A 17,095-nucleotide genomic window follows, 5' to 3' on the forward strand; every position below is an offset into this window, starting at 1 on the left:
AAGCAAATGAATCATATTTCAACATGGATAGATGAATATCATAAAGGCTCAAGATTCGGCCTAAATGGAGAAATTTTAATTAAACAAAAATCAAAATATCAAGAAATTCTTGTTATTGAAAATGAATATTATGGCAGAGCTTTAATGCTAGATGGTTGTTGGATGACATCATTAAAAGACGAGAAATATTATCATGAGTGTCTTGTGCATCCAGCATTAAGTAGTATTGACGAAAAATATAATGTATTAATTATTGGTGGGGGAGACGGTGGTACTGCAAGAGAATGCGTTAAATACTCTCAAATATCAAAAATTGACCTAGTAGAGATTGATGAGGAAGTAATCAAAATATCGAAAAAATTTTTAAAAGAAATTGGAGGCGAAGCTTGGAATGACAAAAGATTAAAGATTCATATTGATGATGGTGTTCAATGGGTAAAAAAAACAAGAGATAATTTTTACGACGTTATATTTATAGATTGCTCAGATCCCTCAGAATTTTCAAATTTATTATTTTCAGATTCGTTTTATAGAGAATGCAAAAGAATTCTTACAAAAAATGGTATCTTAGCAACGCAAAGCGAATCACCTGAATCCTTCAAAAATATTCACATAAGTATTTTGAAAACCCTGAAAAAAATCTTTAGAGTCTCTGAAACTATGTATTCATTTGTACCTATATATCCAAGCGGTATTTGGAGTTGGACATTCGCTTCGGAAAAAGTTCTAAATTTATCAAAGCAAAATTGCAATGAAGCCCTGAGAATAGAAAAAGGTTGTGAAATTTGGAATTTAAATTTTCAAAATGCAGCATTCAAAATGATGCCAAATAAAATTTTCAAAGAACTCAATTGATAGAATGATAAACAATTTATTTGATAACGAAAATGCGATTTTTATGGGAGCAAAAAGAAGCCCTGATGATTGCTCAATTGGTATATTTGGAGTCAATTATGATGGGACATGTTCTTTCAAACCAGGAGCTAGATTTGGTCCAGAAGCGATAAGACAAGTCAGTTCTTCGTTAGAAACATATTGTCCAAAACTAAATAAAGACTTAGAGGATATTATGTATGTTGATTTTGGGTCAATACTAATTGATAAAAATGACTCAAAGTCCGTTATTAAATCGGTCAAATCAGCAACAAATTTTTTAATTAATCAACGCCTTAGTCCTATTATGCTTGGAGGCGAACACTCTATTACCAGAGGTGCTATTGAAGCATTAGTAGAACAATATCCAGATTTGATATTGGTTCAACTTGATGCTCATGCTGATTTAAGAGAATCATATATAGGAAATAAACATAGTCATGCTTGTGCCATGAAAAGATGCTTAGAGGTGTTACCTGAAAAGAAAATTTTGCAAGTAGGAATAAGAAGTGGGACTAAAGAAGAATTTCAAATTATGCATAACAACAATCAATTAGTTAACTTTTGTCCAGGCGGAAATGCACAAGAGTTAAAACAAGCACTGCTACCATACTCTAGGTCTCCAATCTATTTAACAATAGATTTAGATTGGTTTGATCCCAGTTTATTAGCAGGGACGGGAACTCCAGAACCGGGAGGATTTTTTTGGAATGATTTTGAAGAAATCCTGAAAACTTTAAAAGACTTTAGAATTGTGGCTTCAGATATTGTGGAATTATCTCCAGAAATTGATAAAAGTGGAGTTAGTAGCATAGTTGCAGCCAAAGTACTTAGAAGCTTAATTTTGTCATTAGAAAATATGCAATAAACAATTTCTAAACTAAAGTGTAAAAATACTAAATAAAAAATAAATATTTCATGGATTTGATTAAAAGTCCTCTATATGAAAAATATGTTCAATCCAATGCAAAATTAGTGGATTTTGCAGGTTGGGAAATGCCCATATCATTTTCAGGATTAATCAAAGAGCATGAATCAGTTAGATCTTCGGCAGGATTGTTTGATATTTCTCACATGGGTGTAATCTCTATTAAGGGAATCAATCCAAAGGATTATATTCAAAAATTTTTTCCTAGTAATTTATACTCCTTTTCTGAAGGTCAAGGGCTTTATACAGTAATGCTCAATTATAAAGGAGGAATAATAGATGACTTAATAATTTATGACCTTGGTCTACAAGAAAATGACATATCAGAATTATTGTTAATAGTTAATGCAAGTAGATATGAAGAAGATTTGCAGTGGATAAAAAATAATTTAAATAAATATGAAATTTCGACAACAAACTTTAAAAAAGACAAAGTACTTCTAGCACTACAGGGGAAAAACTCATTCGATTTATTTGAAGAATGGATTGAATCTTCAATCTCATATATACCTAACTTTGGATGCGAATATAAAACTTTTGAACATATTTCGCCTAAAGAAAAAATCTTCTTTTCCAAGACAGGATATACAGGGGAAAATGGTCTGGAAATACTTTTATCTAAAAAAGCAGCAATTAATTTATGGGATTTCTCGATTTCCAAAAATGTTGCGCCTTGTGGTTTAGGAGCTAGAGATACTCTTAGACTTGAAGCAGGGATGCATCTTTATGGTCAAGACATAAATGAAGAAACTTCTCCATATGAAGCAGGGTTAGGCTGGCTAGTACATCTAGAAAATAATCACGAATTCTTTGGAAGAAGATTTCTTGAAGAGCAGTCAAGATTAGGTATTCAAAAAAAGTTAGTTGGTATCTCTATAGAAGGTAAAGCAATAGGAAGAAAAGGTTGCGCAGTACTTAAAGGTGAAGAAAATATTGGAACTATCACTAGCGGTAGTTGGTCTCCAACTAAACATCAAGCTATAGCTTTTGCATACATCAATACTTCGCATGCTTTCATCAATAATGAAGTTCAAATATTAATAAGAGGCAAAAAATTCAAAGGAGTTATAACAAAAAGAGCATTTTATAAAAAGAATTATTAACTAAATTTACCCTTAAAGAATTATTATAAGTTATTGATAAATAAATCATACTTAGATGAGAAACAAAATTTGCGAAGAACTCAATAATACATATATTGGTAAATTAGTTAATCTATGCGGATGGGTAGATAGAAGAAGAGATCATGGTGGTGTAATTTTTATTGATTTAAGAGACCATAGTGGATTCTTACAAATAACAATAAATCCCGATGATGGAGCAAATCTATTTAAACAGGCAGAAACTCTAAGAAATGAGACGGTAATAATGGTTAGCGGTATTATTAATGAAAGACCCAAAGATTCAATAAATAAAAATTTAAGTACTGGAGAGTTAGAGCTTAAGGTTAAAGATTTGCAAATTCTCAACCAAATTAAAAAAAACTTACCTTTTCCAGTATCTATACATGATTATGAAAATACAAAAGAGGAACTCAGATTAAAGTATAGATATCTAGATTTAAGAAGGGGCAAATTACTAGAAAATTTAAAAACGAGGCATAAGATTATTAAAGTTGCTAGAGAATTTCTTGATAATTTTGGATTTACAGAAGTAGAGACTCCATTACTTACAAAATCAACTCCAGAAGGCGCGCGCGATTTCCTTGTTCCTGCCCGTCTTTCGAATGGAGAATTTTTTGCTCTACCTCAATCCCCACAACTATTTAAACAACTTTTAATGGTTGGAGGCTTGGACAAGTATTATCAGATAGCAAAATGTTTCCGTGATGAAGACTTAAGGGCTGATAGACAGCCAGAGTTTACTCAATTAGATATTGAGATGAGCTTTATTAGTGAAGAAGAAATAATTTCTTTTAATGAAAGTCTTATAAAAAAAATATGGAAAGAAGTGTTAAATATTAATTTTGATAATGCTTTTCCAAGAATGTCATGGCAAGCAGCAATGGATAATTACGGCACTGATAGACCAGATACTAGATATCAAATGTTATTAAAAGATTTAGGAGAAGTATTAGGTGATATTGGCTTTAATATTTTCACCAAGGCAATTAAGTCTGGAGGTTATATAAAATCCATAACAGTCAAAGGAGGTAATTCAAGTATTAGCAACGTAAGAATTAAACCAGGAGGTGATATCTTCCAAGTAGCTCAAGATGCAGGAGCTGGAGGTTTGGCTTTTATAAGGGTCAAAGGAGATGAGCTTGAAACTATTGGGGCAATTAAAAATAATTTAAGTGAAGAGCATATAGCTGATATTTTAAGAATCACAGAAGCACAAGATGGGGACTTAATCCTCTTGGGAGCTGGAGATAAACAAATTGTCAACCAGTCATTAGATAGATTGAGACAATACATAGCAAAAGACTTAAATCTAATAGATAAAAATAAATGGAATTTCTTATGGGTAACTGATTTCCCGATGTTTGAAAGAAATGAAGAGGAAAATAGATATGAAGCTTTACATCATCCTTTTTGTTCTCCAAAAAATATAAAATCTAAAGATTCTGAAGAAATTGAGAACTCTATAGCCAATGCTTATGACTTAGTTCTTAATGGATTGGAATTAGGAGGTGGCTCTTTACGTATTCATGAAGCGAACTTGCAACGAGAGGTTCTGAAAACGGTAGGACTTACTAATAAAGAGATTGATGAAAAATTTGGATTTTTAATAGAAGCCTTAGAAATGGGTGCTCCTCCTCATGGTGGAATAGCGTTTGGATTAGATCGTATTACCATGCTGATGATTGGTGCAGATTCAATCAGAGAAACCATTGCTTTTCCAAAAAATCAACAAGCAAAATGTCTTCTCACAAATGCACCTTCAAATGTCTCTGAATCACAATTAAAAGAATTAGATATTGAAATAACAATTGATGAATAAGAATATATATGGATGTTCTAAAAGTTTTTTGTTTAAATAAAATATAAGGAGGCTGTGCTTAATTAAAAATATTTAATGTCAAAATTTGTATTTGTCACTGGAGGAGTAGTTTCTAGCATTGGTAAAGGAATTGTAGCTGCAAGCTTAGGAAGATTATTAAAGTCTAGAGGATATAGTGTTTCAATATTAAAACTAGATCCATATCTTAATGTTGATCCAGGCACTATGAGCCCTTTCCAACATGGAGAAGTATTTGTAACCGAAGATGGGGCTGAAACCGATCTAGATTTAGGTCACTATGAAAGATTTACTGATACTGCAATGACTAGGTTAAATAGTGTGACTACGGGATCTATCTATCAAGCAGTTATAAATAAAGAAAGAAGAGGTAGTTATAACGGAGGAACTGTGCAAGTAATACCTCACATAACGGGAGAAATAAGAGAGAGAATTCATAGAGTAGCAGCCAACAGCAATGCAGATATTATTATTACTGAAATTGGTGGAACAGTTGGTGATATTGAATCTTTACCTTTTTTAGAGGCAATAAGAGAATTCAAAAATGATGTCAATAGGAATGATGTTGCATACATACACGTAACATTACTTCCTTACATCAAAACCTCTGGCGAAATAAAAACTAAACCAACACAACATTCAGTGAAAGAATTAAGATCAATTGGAATTCAGCCAGATTTACTTGTATGCCGAAGTGATAAATCGATCAATGAAGCTCTTAAACAGAAGCTTAGTGGGTTTTGCGGTGTAAGTATGAACTCTGTAATTGAAGCTTTAGACGCAGACAGTATTTATTCTGTACCTCTTTCTTTAAAAAAAGAAGGTTTATGCAAAGAAACCCTGAAATATTTAGAACTTGAAGATAAAAAATGTGATTTAAAAAATTGGGAACAACTAATACATAATTTAAGAAATCCTGGAGCTCCAATAAAAGTTGCTCTCGTAGGTAAATACATTGAACTTGGAGATGCATATTTATCTGTTGTTGAAGCTTTAAGACATGCATGCATTGAACAAAAGGCTTTATTAGATTTACATTGGGTAAGTGCTGAAATGATAGAAAAAAATTCAGCAGAAACTTACTTAAATGAAGTTGACGCAATTGTCGTACCTGGGGGATTTGGCAATAGAGGAGTAAATGGAAAAATTTCGGCTATAAAATTCGCAAGAGAAAATAAAATTCCCTTTTTAGGTCTGTGCCTTGGTATGCAATGCGCAGTTATAGAATGGGCTAGGAATGTAGCTAATCTTCAAGATGCATCTAGTTCAGAACTAGACCCAAAAACTCCCAATCCAGTAATACATTTATTACCAGAACAGGAAGATGTAGTTGATTTAGGTGGGACAATGAGACTTGGAGTTTATCCATGTAGATTAACAAACAATACAACTGGAAAAAACTTATACGCTGAAGATGTTATTTATGAGAGACATCGACATAGATACGAATTTAATAATTACTACAAACAAAGTTTTTTAAATTCTGGATACAAAATTAGTGGTACATCACCAGATGGCAGATTAGTTGAGTTAATTGAGTTAGAAAATCATCCTTACTTCTTAGCATGTCAATATCATCCTGAGTTTTTATCAAGACCTGGCAAACCTCATCCTTTATTTAAAGGTTTAATAAAAGCCTCTCAAGAAAAGTTAACTCAATCAAATTAATATTCTTTATTTTTTTGAATGAAAAAATGACCAATTTTTTACCCTTAGTCGAACAATTTCATTCATTACAAGGTGAAGGTTATCACGCTGGAAAAAGTGCTTTTTTTGTAAGATTAGCTGGTTGTAAAGTTGGATGTTCGTGGTGCGATACCAAGAATTCATGGGATGAGAAAAAATATCCCTCTATATCAATTGAAAAAATAATAGATCGCATAAAAATTGCTAGAGAGAAAGGAGCATCTTTTTGCGTTATTACAGGTGGAGAACCTTTACAACATAACTTGGATAATTTTTGCAAAGCCATAAAAAAAATGACGATGGGAGAAGAACAAAACTCAATGAAAATTCATATTGAGACAAGTGGAGTTAATTCGATATCAGGAAGTTATGACTGGATTACTTTATCTCCTAAAAGACACTCACCTCCAAAAAATTATTTTTTAAGAAACTGTAATGAAATCAAAATAATCATAAATGAAAAAGAAGATATTGCATTTGCTATTCAAATAAAAAAAGAAACTTTAAAACAATATCAACTCTCAAAAAGCGAAGATGACTTAAAAAAAGAAGATAAAATTTTTTATTTACAGCCAGCATGGAATAATGCGAATGGTTTTTCTCTTGCGATTGATTTCGTAAAAAATAACCCCGATTGGAAATTGAGCCTTCAAACTCACAAATACTTAAAAATTAAATGAAATCATATGACTCTTAAAAATAAATCGATAGTAGTTTTATTATCTGGAGGTTTAGATTCTTCTACAGTTACTGGTATCGCAAAAAAATCCGAAGCTAAAATTTTTGGCCTTTCATTTGACTACGGTCAACGTCATAAAAAAGAATTATATTCTGCATCAATAATTGCAAAGCACTTTGATATCGAAGAATTTAATATCATTAAGCTTGACTTATCTCTATGGGGAGGGTCTTCATTAACTGATACTCAAAAACATATTCCTATAGAAGGAGTACAAACTAATAAAATACCTAATACTTATGTTCCTGGAAGAAATACTATATTCATTTCCGTTGCACTAAGTTACGCCGAGGCAATAGATGCTGATTTTATAGGATTAGGAGTTAATGCACTGGATTATTCTGGTTATCCAGATTGCAGACCTGACTACATTAAAAAATTTCAAGAATTAGCAGATTTAGCCAATAAAAGAGGAAGAGAAAATAACCCAATAAAACTTTGGACACCACTATTAGATTTAAATAAAGAGGAAATTATTAAATTAGCTTTTGATAATCATGTCCCTTTAGATAAAACATGGAGTTGTTATTCAGGTAATTCAAAACCATGCGGTAAGTGTGATAGCTGCAGAATTAGAAATGCCGCTTTTGAAAAATGGCTCAACAACAATAATAAAAAATGAAAATAAAAAAAATAATTCTAGAAAACTGGATAGATCCAGCACTGATTACGCATCATCTAACAAAAAAATTCGGAGAAAAAGGATTAGCTTGGCTAGACAGTGATGCTAAAGAAAATGGGGCATGGTCAATAATAGGAATTAAACCTAAAAAAATAATCGAATCAAGAGATATCAATAACTTAGACAAAACTAATAATCCCTTTAACAATTTAAAAAATATTGAAAAAGGATTTTGGATCGGATGGTTAAGTTATGAAGCTGGAGTATACATAGAACCAAAAAACCCATGGCGACAATCTGATATGGCAACTTTATGGATTGCATCATATGATCCAATTATTAAATGTAATCTAATAAAAAAAGAAATAATTATCGAAGGCACAAACTCATATGAACTGATGAATTATAAAAATATAATCAACAATATAAAAACTATTGAAGAAGAAAATATTTTTAAAGCAAATTTGAATTTTGATTTTTCAAAAATTAATTTGGACGTAATGGCTGACAAATTTCAAAAAGATATTTTAGAATTGAAAAACTTAATTTCTTTAGGGGATTTATTTCAAGCAAACCTTACAACTAAATGCGAAATTGAATCTTCCAAAAACTATAGTCCTCTAGATATTTATTTAAAAATAAGAAGGAAATTAAGAGCTCCCTTTGGAGGAATAATAGTAAATAATAATCGTAATTATAAAGAGGCGGTATTATCTACCTCGCCAGAAAGATTTATAAAAATAGATAATAAAAATTTTGTAGAATCAAGACCTATCAAAGGAACTAGATCCAGAGATAAGGATTTAAATCAAGATGCATTTAATGCTATCGATTTAATAACGAACGAAAAAGATAGAGCCGAAAATATTATGATTGTTGACCTAATAAGAAATGATTTAAGTAAAGTTTGCGAAACAGGAAGCATTATGGTGCCAGAAATATTAAAACTTGAAAGTTTCTTAAAAGTTCATCATCTAACTTCAGTAATCAGAGGCAAATTAAAAAAAGACAAGAACTGGATTGATTTACTAAAAGCTTGTTGGCCTGGGGGTTCTATAACTGGAGCTCCTAAATTAAGATCATGCCAGAGACTTTTTGAATTAGAAGAATCTGAACGCGGGCCATACTGTGGCTCATTTTTGAAGCTTGACTGGAATGGAGAGTTTGACAGCAATATACTAATAAGATCATTTTTAATTAAAGACAAAAAAATCAATATATACGCTGGTTGCGGAATAGTTATTGACTCTAATCCTGAAGAGGAAACTAATGAACTAAAGTGGAAACTTTTACCATTAATTGATTCACTAAAATGATAGAAACATTAGGCTGGTACAAGGATCAATGGTTAGATCTTGATAGAATATTTATTACTGCTAATAATAGAGGATTAAAATTTGCTGATGGTATATTTGAAACCATTTTGATAAAGGAAAACAAACCTGTTCTTTTTGATGAACATCTGAAAAGGTTAGAAAAAAGCAGCAAAATTTTGAATATTAATCTTAAAATAAATAAATTAACTTTGCAACAACTGATTAATGATGGAATTAGAAAGTTATCTCTTCAAAATGATCAATTTGCTTCAGTAAGGATAAATTATAGTAGAGGAGCTAATAAAGATCGAACACTAAGAATTACTAGTACTGTAGAGACAAAAGACTTAGATAATTTATGGCTTGAGTTCTTTCGAATAAAACCTAATTTTTCTCCTATAAGCGTTTTTATTAGTCAAATAGAAAAAAGAAATGAATTCAGTCTTATAAGTAAATGCAAAACATTTTCATATACTCAAGCAATACAAATTTTGAGAGAGGCCAATGAAAAATCTTTTGATGATTCTATTTTGTTGAATACATCCGGTGAACTTTGTTGTGGAAGCACATTTAATCTCCTAATTAAAAGAAATAATCAATGGATAACACCTAGAAAAGAGAGTGGCTGTTTAGAAGGGATTATGGTTGCTAAGGCTTTGAAATTGAAACTTGTCAAAGAAGAATTAATTTTCCCAGAATTTCAAGATGATGACATAATAGTTGCAATTAATAGCTTATCTTGTCGGCAAATTCATCAGGTTAATGATTTAAAGCTTAGAACTAAATTCGATCCTATTTATTTTTGGGATTTATTATATAATTGAACTTTATTAATATCCGACAAATAGACATCAGATACTTTAGTTATATTGTTATTAACCTTAAATTCAACAATCTTTCCAATTATAATTATCGATGGAGATAAAAATTCTTTATCTTTTATTGTAATTGCAAGATGCTCTAATTTCTCAATAAAACATTTTTGGTTTTTCAAAGTAGCTTCTTGAATTACGGCACATTTAGTATGCCTACTTAAGCCACCTAAAATTAATTCTTCCACAATAAATTCGATATTTTTTATACCCATAAAAATTACCAAGCTATCTGAAGATTTAGCTAAATCTCTCCAATTGACGCTCTTTTTTTCCTTATCTACATTTTCATGACCAGTCACGAAAGTTACAGAACTCGCAGCATCTCTATGAGTCAGTGGAATACCAAAATATGTAGGAGCAGCTATACCAGAAGTTATACCAGGGACTATTTCAACTGAAACTCCATTCTTTTCTAAGAAAGACACTTCTTCACCACCCCTAGAAAAAACGAATGGATCTCCCCCTTTAAGCCTTACAACATTTTTACCTTCTTTTGCCAATTTTAAAATAAGAGCATTAGTTTCAGCCTGAGGTACAGAACACTTCCCAGCTCTTTTGCCGACATGAAAAATTTCTGTATTTTTTCTTGCCTCTTTTGTTATTTCATCTGGGATTAAGGCATCATGAACTAATGCATCACATTTTTTTATTAGACGTAAAGCTTTGAGAGTTAAAAGCTCAGGATCACCAGGACCTGCTCCAACTAAATAAACAATGCCAGGCACATTAATCTCCATTAACAAGTATGGTAGTAGAAGTTAATCAGTAATGAAGGTAAATATTGTGAAAGAAAGTTTATTGAAACCAAACAAAAAATTTACTCTCCTTAGTGCTTTTGTCACTCTTCTAAATGATCGATTAAGTGAAAGTATCCTGTTACCCATTTTACCCTCTTTTGTTTTACTTTTTGACTCTAAAGCTAGTACATATGGCTTATTATCATGTACTTATCAATTAGCTCAATTTACAGCTTCTCCTTTTATAGGAGTTATGAGTGATAGATACGGGAGAAGACCAGTAACTCTTTTTTGTATAACTGGCTCAATAATAGGAATTTCAATATTATCCTTTACAGTTCTTTTTAATTGGTCAAATTCTATAGCATCTATCCCTTTATTATTATTATTCCTAGCAAGACTTATTGACGGTTTAAGTGGTGGGACTGCAGCCACAGCAACAACTATTCTTGCAGATATTTCAAGCCCTGAAAAAAGAGCAAAAACATTTGGACTGATTGGTGTAGCTTTTGGTTTAAGTTTTTTCTTGGGAAATATTTTCGTTGTAATTTTTGCGAAAAATACAAATAATGATTTTATTATTCCAGTTTTGATAGCTTCAATTATTCCAATAATAAACTTTCTCTTAGTCTTCTTCTACTTACCAGAAACAAAACCAAATAGTGCTTCAAATAAATTAAAAACAATTCTTAAAAATCCCTTAAGACAGCTATTTACAGTATTCAAAGAAGAAAAAATTAGAAAATTATCATTAGCATTTTTTATTTATTTTATTGCTTTTACTGGATTAACAAATATCCTAATTTTTTTCCTTCAAGAATCTTTAGGCTGGACAACCAAGTCATCAAGTGGAACTCTTGTGGTTGTAGGAATTATTGCCATTATTGTTCAAGGAGGACTTATTGGGCCTCTAGTAAAGCAATTCGGAGAAATGAGATTAACACTTATAGGATCAGGCTTCATTCTTGTAGCATGTTCACTTTTAATAACAGCTCCACAAGAAAATGCAATAATTAATATTTATTCAGCTGTGTCATTTTTAGCCGTTGGGGCGGGTTTAATTACGCCTACCTTGAGAGCACTAATATCAAAGAAATTAGACGATGATAAACAAGGATCAATTCTAAGTAACCTTCAAGGCCTTCAGAGTCTTGGGGGGGTTTTAGGAATAGCAATGGCTGGGAGAGTTTATGATAGCTTTGGTCCTAAATCACCCTTTATAGCTGGTTCCATTATCCTAATTTTCATGATATACCTTATAGCAGAGGGTAAAAATAATAATTCTTTTAACGATCAAAAAACAAAAGTATTTTAATGCAAAACCAGGCTGATGTTTTTATTAATAGAGAATTAAGTTGGATTGAATTCAATAAAAGAGTACTCCTAACTGGTATGGAAAAAGAGTACAAAATCCTAGATAAAGTGAAATTTTTTTCAATTTTTAGCAATAATCTTGATGAATTTTTTATGGTAAGAGTAGCTTCATTAAAGGCTCAAGTTGAAGCAGGAATTACTAAAAAAAGTATTGATGGACTTACCCCTAAAGAGCAATTAACAAAAATCAACAAAGAAGTAAAAAATTTAACTACTCTTCAAGAAAACTATGTAAATAATGAATTAAATAATGAACTAAAAAAACAGGGCATAACTTTAAAAAAATATAAGGATCTCAGTGAAAATCAAAAAAATTGGTGTAATAACTTCTTTACTTCATCTATATTTCCTTTATTAACGCCATTGGTTGTTGATCCTTCACATCCATTCCCATTTATAAGTAATTTAAGTCTAAACTTAGCGGCTTTAATAAAGGATGAGGAAAATTCTAAAAATCAGTTTGTCAGAATAAAAATACCAACAAAAAATATAAATCGATTCATACAAATTCCTAATACACTTTTTCAAAGTAGTGATGAAAATTCTCACTTTTTCATAAGTGTTGAAGATTTGATTGGGAATAATATCAATACTTTATTTAATGGAATGGTTTGTATTAATTACTCTTTTTTTAGAGTGACAAGAGATGCAGATTTAGAATTAAAAGAACTTGAAGCAGATGATCTCCTTTTAGCAGTTGAACAAAGTTTGCAGAAGAGAAGATTAGGAGGAGACGTAGTTAGATTAGAAGTTGAATCAGATATGCCAGAAAACATTCTCAAATTACTCATTGAAAGTATCTCAATACAAGAAGAATATATATACTTTTCCAAAAGTTTATTAGGCCTTGACGATTTAAATCAGCTTACAAAAATTAGTAGAGATGATTTAAAAGAAAATCTGCTAATTGGGAAAACTCACCCGCAATTAAAAAATCTAGATTCGCCTTCAAACAAAAACTTAAATTCTATTTTCAAGATACTTAGGAAAAATAATATTCTGCTTCATCATCCATACGACTTATTTAAAACTTCAGTTGAAGAATTTATAAACAGAGCAGCTGATGATCCTTGTGTGATGGGAATAAAAATAACTTTATATCGAGTTTCAAAGGATTCTCCTATAATCGCTGCTTTAATGAGAGCTGCAGAAAATGGGAAAGAAGTAATGACTCTTGTGGAACTAAAAGCAAGATTTGATGAAGATAATAATATTCAATGGGCAAAACAACTTGAACAAGCTGGGATTCATGTCGTATATGGAATCATAGGATTTAAAACTCATACAAAAATAGCTTTAATAGTTCGAAAAGAAAAAAGACGATTAAGAAATTATTTTCATATTGGAACAGGAAATTACAACTCTAATACTTCAAGGTTTTATACAGATTTAGGATTACTCTCAACAGATCCTGATATTGCATCAGATTTACTTGAGTTATTTAATTACTTATCAGGTTTTTCTAAACAAAAAATTTATCAAAAATTATTAGTTTCTCCTTCATCAATGAGAGAAAAATTTATATTTCTCATAAAGCGAGAAATTAAAAATGCAGAGGAAGGTCAAAAAGCTGAAATAATTGCAAAAATGAATTCTTTAGTAGACCCAGAAATAATCAAACTTCTTTATTTAGCTTCTGACGCAGGTGTCAAAATTAGTCTCATAATAAGAGGTATCTGTTGCTTATATCCACAAAGAAAAAATTTAAGTGAAAATATTAAAGTAATAAGTATTATTGGACATTTTCTTGAACACTCTAGAATTTTTTGGTTTTGTAATAACGATGATCCTGAAGTTTTTATTGGAAGTGCAGATTGGATGAAAAGAAACCTCGATAGAAGGATAGAGGCTATTGCTCCAATAGAAGATTCTGAATTGAAATCTCAACTAAACGCGCTTTTGCAAACATACATTAAAGATGATTACTTTTCTTGGATCATGAAAGAGGATGGTTCTTACGCAAAATATTCATTAGATTCGGCAGATAATCGTTCACAAATTGATCTAATAGAAAAATAAAAACTATATTGATTTTTATAACATTTAAAAAAAATACTTAATATTTTAAATTTTTTTTTATTTTTATAAAAGCCTTTCATATCAAAAGATTTCACGAAATTTGGATAAAAAAATCTTTTTTTGTCTTTAAAGTTTCAACGTAAAAGTAGTTTTTATTTCAATTTCAGTGCTAGCTTTTTAAAAAATCCATTATTTAGGAGGCCAGGGTGATGGGGATCCCTCTGGAATCTGCAAAGAGCTCTTCAGATCATAATTTTGATGAGCCAAGATTACCAAACACTGCGGGTAAATCTCGCAAAACAAAATCCAGTCTAACTTCAAAACAAAGTCAAAAAAAATCTGGAAGACTTGCTTCAGATTCTATTGGTTATTACTTAAGTAGCATTGGTAGAGTACCTCTTCTAACTCCAGCAGAGGAAATAGAGTTAGCGCATCATGTTCAGAATATGAAAAAATTGCTACAAATTCCTGAAACTGATAGAACTCAACGCAATCTTTACCAAATTAAGATTGGCAAAAGAGCCAGAGATAGAATGATGGCAGCTAATCTAAGACTAGTTGTCTCCGTTGCAAAAAAATACCAAAACCAAGGGCTTGAATTATTAGACCTCGTCCAAGAAGGAGCTATTGGTCTAGAAAGAGCTGTAGATAAATTTGATCCTGCGATGGGATATAAATTCTCAACTTATGCTTACTGGTGGATTAGGCAAGGAATGACACGAGCTATTGATAACAGTGCAAGAACAATCCGTTTGCCTATTCACATAAGTGAAAAACTATCGAAAATGAGAAGAGTCTCTAGAGAATTGTCACATAAATTTGGTAGACAACCTACCAGATTAGAAATGGCAAGTGAGATGGGAATTGATCAAAAAGATTTAGAAGATTTAATTTCTCAAAGTGCTCCTTGTGCCTCACTCGATGCGCATGCAAGAGGCGAAGAAGACCGCAGCACTCTAGGAGAACTTATACCAGATCCAAACTGTGAGGAGCCTATGGAAGGAATGGATAGAACTATTCAAAAAGAACATTTAGGAACTTGGCTTTCGCAATTAAATGAAAGAGAACAAAAAATCATGAAGCTAAGATTTGGCCTAGATGGTGAAGAGCCATTAACACTCGCAGAAATAGGAAGACAAATTAATGTTTCACGAGAAAGAGTAAGGCAACTAGAAGCTAAAGCAATATTAAAACTTAGAGTAATGACAAATCATCAAAAAGCAGCTTAATCAAATTGATAAAATTTACGATAATTTTATTATATTTATTTTCAATTTTTTTAATATCAATAGTTTTTAAAAAATATAATGAAGAAAGCAGAGAAATTGTCAGAAAAATAATACATATTGGAATAGGACCTTTAATACCACTTGCACAATTTTTAAAAATTGATCAAAATTCAGCTCTAATTTTTACAGGAATTGTTTCATTAATAGTTTTAATCAATTACACCTATAAATTATTTCCCACAATTGAAGATGTTGAGAGAAAGAGTTATGGAACATTATTTTATTGTCTAAGTTTATTTATTTTAATTTGTTTTTTCTGGGATAAAGATCCATATGCATTAATTACTGGATTTTTTATAATGACTTTTGGCGATGGATTAGCTGGTTTAATAGGAAAAAGCTTTAACTCAAAGAGTTGGATTTTTTTTAAACAAAAAAAATCTTTATTAGGTACTATAACAATGTTTTTAATAAGCTTGATAGTAGTTTACTCAATAGGATATGCCCAACAAAATAGTTTTACTTTAAATTATTTTACAATAGCTTTTTTTGCCACTGTTCTTGAACAATTTAGTGTTTTAGGAATAGATAATTTTATTGTCCCAATCTCATCAGCATTATTGTTTAATTTTGTTATAACTAACTAACTGAACTATACAAAATAGCCAGTAATTCTTTTGTTGTTTCTATATCTATGCATGCATCTGTAATGCTTCTGCCAAACTCAAGATCCTCTTTTTTTAAGAGTTTTTGATTCCCTTCCTTCAAATGACTTTCAAGCATAACCCCTAAAATATTTTGTTCACCATTAATAATTTGAGAAGCTATGTTTTTTAGCACTTCAGACTGTTTTCGAAAGTCTTTATTAGAATTTCCATGACTACAATCAATCATCACTTTATGAGGCAGATTACATTGCTTTAATTCCGCTGAAATTCTTTGAACATGTTTACTTTCAAAATTTGGGCCTTTTGAGCCACCTCTCAACACTACATGACCATCTGGATTTCCTGTAGTATTGACAATAGAAGCCATTCCATTGGAATTTACACCTAAGAAATGATGCGATTTTGAAGCTGACTGCATTGCATTTATTGCAGTAGCAAAAGAACCATCAGTTCCATTTTTAAAGCCTATAGGCATTGATAATCCTGATGCCATTTCCCTATGAGTTTGACTTTCAGTAGTCCTCGCGCCTATGGCTGTCCAACTTATCAAATCGGCAATATATTGAGGCACAATTGGATCTAGTAATTCTGTAGCAGATGGTATTCCATTAGTTGCTAGATATGACAGCAAACTTCTAGCCCTTCGTAAACCAGTATTAATATCATAAGAATCATCTAGATGGGGATCATTTATAAGTCCCTTCCAACCAATAGTTGTTCTTGGTTTCTCAAAATATACTCTCATAATTATTTCTAATTTATCTTTATAAATTTCTCGAAAGTGTTTAATATATTTTGAATATTCCTTTGCCGCTTCTAGATCATGAATTGAACATGGACCAACAATAACTAAAAGCTTCTGTTCATTATGATGCAAAATATTTTGTATCGATCGTCTTGTTTTAGATACTGTATTAGCAGAGGTGTGATCTAAAGGTATATCATTATGTAATCTACTTGGCGGTATTAATGGACGTGTTTCAACAACATGTAAATCAGATGTCTTTTCTAAAGCTGAATTATTTGATGATGCCATCATTGATAAATTAAGAAGTTTGAATATTTAAA

15 protein-coding genes are annotated in these 17,095 nt (G+C 31.1%); 13 read left to right on the forward strand and 2 right to left on the reverse strand.

What is annotated here, in order from left to right:
* The first annotated feature begins 6 nt into the window (after positions 1-6).
* The 9 genes from speE (at position 7) to HA143_RS09580 (ending at position 9,949) form a co-directional block, all read left to right on the forward strand.
* Positions 7-855, forward strand: coding sequence for a polyamine aminopropyltransferase (speE, locus tag HA143_RS09540; protein WP_209086520.1), 849 nt, complete (start codon positions 7-9; stop codon positions 853-855).
* A 4-nt stretch (positions 856-859) separates the two neighbouring features.
* Positions 860-1,741: an agmatinase gene (gene speB / locus HA143_RS09545; RefSeq protein WP_209086522.1), complete on the forward strand. Its 882-nt coding sequence runs from the start codon at positions 860-862 to the stop codon at positions 1,739-1,741.
* Positions 1,742-1,791: 50 nt separating this feature from the next.
* Positions 1,792-2,904: a glycine cleavage system aminomethyltransferase GcvT gene (gcvT, locus tag HA143_RS09550; RefSeq protein WP_209086525.1), complete on the forward strand. Its 1,113-nt coding sequence runs from the start codon at positions 1,792-1,794 to the stop codon at positions 2,902-2,904.
* 55 nt (positions 2,905-2,959) lie between these two features.
* Positions 2,960-4,744 (forward strand): aspartate--tRNA ligase, encoded by a 1,785-nt coding sequence (gene aspS / locus HA143_RS09555; protein WP_209086528.1) that lies wholly within the window; start codon positions 2,960-2,962, stop codon positions 4,742-4,744.
* Between the two features lie 75 nt (positions 4,745-4,819).
* Positions 4,820-6,430 (forward strand): CTP synthase, encoded by a 1,611-nt coding sequence (locus HA143_RS09560; RefSeq protein WP_209086530.1) that lies wholly within the window; start codon positions 4,820-4,822, stop codon positions 6,428-6,430.
* A gap of 26 nt (positions 6,431-6,456) precedes the next feature.
* Entirely contained in the window at positions 6,457-7,128 is a 672-nt protein-coding gene (locus tag HA143_RS09565; protein WP_209086532.1) for a 7-carboxy-7-deazaguanine synthase QueE, read from the forward strand.
* A 6-nt stretch (positions 7,129-7,134) separates the two neighbouring features.
* Positions 7,135-7,809 (forward strand): 7-cyano-7-deazaguanine synthase QueC, encoded by a 675-nt coding sequence (queC, locus tag HA143_RS09570; protein ID WP_209086534.1) that lies wholly within the window; start codon positions 7,135-7,137, stop codon positions 7,807-7,809.
* Entirely contained in the window at positions 7,806-9,125 is a 1,320-nt protein-coding gene (locus tag HA143_RS09575; protein ID WP_209086536.1) for an anthranilate synthase component I family protein, read from the forward strand. Before queC ends, HA143_RS09575 begins: the two co-directional genes overlap by 4 nt.
* Positions 9,122-9,949 carry an aminotransferase class IV gene (locus HA143_RS09580; protein WP_209086538.1) on the forward strand — a complete coding sequence of 276 codons (828 nt, stop codon included), beginning with the start codon at positions 9,122-9,124 and terminating at the stop codon, positions 9,947-9,949. The genes HA143_RS09575 and HA143_RS09580 overlap by 4 nt, the downstream gene beginning before the upstream one ends.
* Here HA143_RS09580 and cobA read toward each other — a convergent pair.
* On the reverse strand, positions 9,922-10,725 hold the full coding sequence (cobA, locus tag HA143_RS09585) for a uroporphyrinogen-III C-methyltransferase (protein WP_209086540.1): 804 nt from the start codon (positions 10,723-10,725) through the stop codon (positions 9,922-9,924). The genes HA143_RS09580 and cobA overlap by 28 nt on opposite strands.
* A 58-nt stretch (positions 10,726-10,783) precedes the next feature.
* Here cobA and HA143_RS09590 point away from each other — a divergent pair, with 58 nt between their 5' ends.
* From HA143_RS09590 to HA143_RS09605, 4 genes are all read left to right on the forward strand, one after another.
* The gene (locus HA143_RS09590; RefSeq protein ID WP_209086543.1) at positions 10,784-12,052 is read left to right on the forward strand and encodes an MFS transporter; all 1,269 of its coding nucleotides are present in this window, start codon (positions 10,784-10,786) and stop codon (positions 12,050-12,052) included.
* The gene (ppk1, locus tag HA143_RS09595) at positions 12,052-14,130 is read left to right on the forward strand and encodes a polyphosphate kinase 1 (protein WP_209086546.1); all 2,079 of its coding nucleotides are present in this window, start codon (positions 12,052-12,054) and stop codon (positions 14,128-14,130) included. The genes HA143_RS09590 and ppk1 overlap by 1 nt, the downstream gene beginning before the upstream one ends.
* 209 nt (positions 14,131-14,339) lie before the next feature.
* Positions 14,340-15,359, forward strand: coding sequence for an RpoD/SigA family RNA polymerase sigma factor (locus tag HA143_RS09600; RefSeq protein WP_209086549.1), 1,020 nt, complete (start codon positions 14,340-14,342; stop codon positions 15,357-15,359).
* Positions 15,360-15,364: 5 nt separating this feature from the next.
* Complete coding sequence (locus HA143_RS09605) at positions 15,365-16,006, forward strand: diacylglycerol/polyprenol kinase family protein (RefSeq protein WP_209086552.1); 642 nt, start codon at positions 15,365-15,367, stop codon at positions 16,004-16,006.
* Here the strand turns inward: HA143_RS09605 and HA143_RS09610 are convergent.
* The gene (locus HA143_RS09610) at positions 15,999-17,066 is read right to left on the reverse strand and encodes a 3-deoxy-7-phosphoheptulonate synthase (RefSeq protein WP_209086555.1); all 1,068 of its coding nucleotides are present in this window, start codon (positions 17,064-17,066) and stop codon (positions 15,999-16,001) included. The two genes, HA143_RS09605 and HA143_RS09610, sit on opposite strands and share 8 nt — an antisense overlap.
* Between the last annotated feature and the right edge of the window lie 29 nt (positions 17,067-17,095).

The organism is Prochlorococcus marinus CUG1415, from assembly GCF_017696015.1.
Lineage (GTDB): Bacteria > Cyanobacteriota > Cyanobacteriia > PCC-6307 > Cyanobiaceae > Prochlorococcus_A > Prochlorococcus_A marinus_AE.

Excerpts from the sequence above, each read along its gene's own strand:
- speE (WP_209086520.1), top strand. The coding sequence starts at position 7 with ATGAATCATATTTCAACATGGATAGATGAATATCATAAAGGCTCAAGA.
- speB (WP_209086522.1), top strand. The coding sequence starts at position 860 with ATGATAAACAATTTATTTGATAACGAAAATGCGATTTTTATGGGAGCA.
- gcvT (WP_209086525.1), top strand. The coding sequence starts at position 1,792 with ATGGATTTGATTAAAAGTCCTCTATATGAAAAATATGTTCAATCCAAT.
- aspS (WP_209086528.1), top strand. The coding sequence starts at position 2,960 with ATGAGAAACAAAATTTGCGAAGAACTCAATAATACATATATTGGTAAA.
- HA143_RS09560 (WP_209086530.1), top strand. The coding sequence starts at position 4,820 with ATGTCAAAATTTGTATTTGTCACTGGAGGAGTAGTTTCTAGCATTGGT.
- HA143_RS09565 (WP_209086532.1), top strand. The coding sequence starts at position 6,457 with ATGACCAATTTTTTACCCTTAGTCGAACAATTTCATTCATTACAAGGT.
- queC (WP_209086534.1), top strand. The coding sequence starts at position 7,135 with ATGACTCTTAAAAATAAATCGATAGTAGTTTTATTATCTGGAGGTTTA.
- HA143_RS09575 (WP_209086536.1), top strand. The coding sequence starts at position 7,806 with ATGAAAATAAAAAAAATAATTCTAGAAAACTGGATAGATCCAGCACTG.
- HA143_RS09580 (WP_209086538.1), top strand. The coding sequence starts at position 9,122 with ATGATAGAAACATTAGGCTGGTACAAGGATCAATGGTTAGATCTTGAT.
- ppk1 (WP_209086546.1), top strand. The coding sequence starts at position 12,052 with ATGCAAAACCAGGCTGATGTTTTTATTAATAGAGAATTAAGTTGGATT.
- HA143_RS09600 (WP_209086549.1), top strand. The coding sequence starts at position 14,340 with ATGGGGATCCCTCTGGAATCTGCAAAGAGCTCTTCAGATCATAATTTT.
- HA143_RS09610 (WP_209086555.1), bottom strand. The coding sequence starts at position 17,066 with ATGATGGCATCATCAAATAATTCAGCTTTAGAAAAGACATCTGATTTA.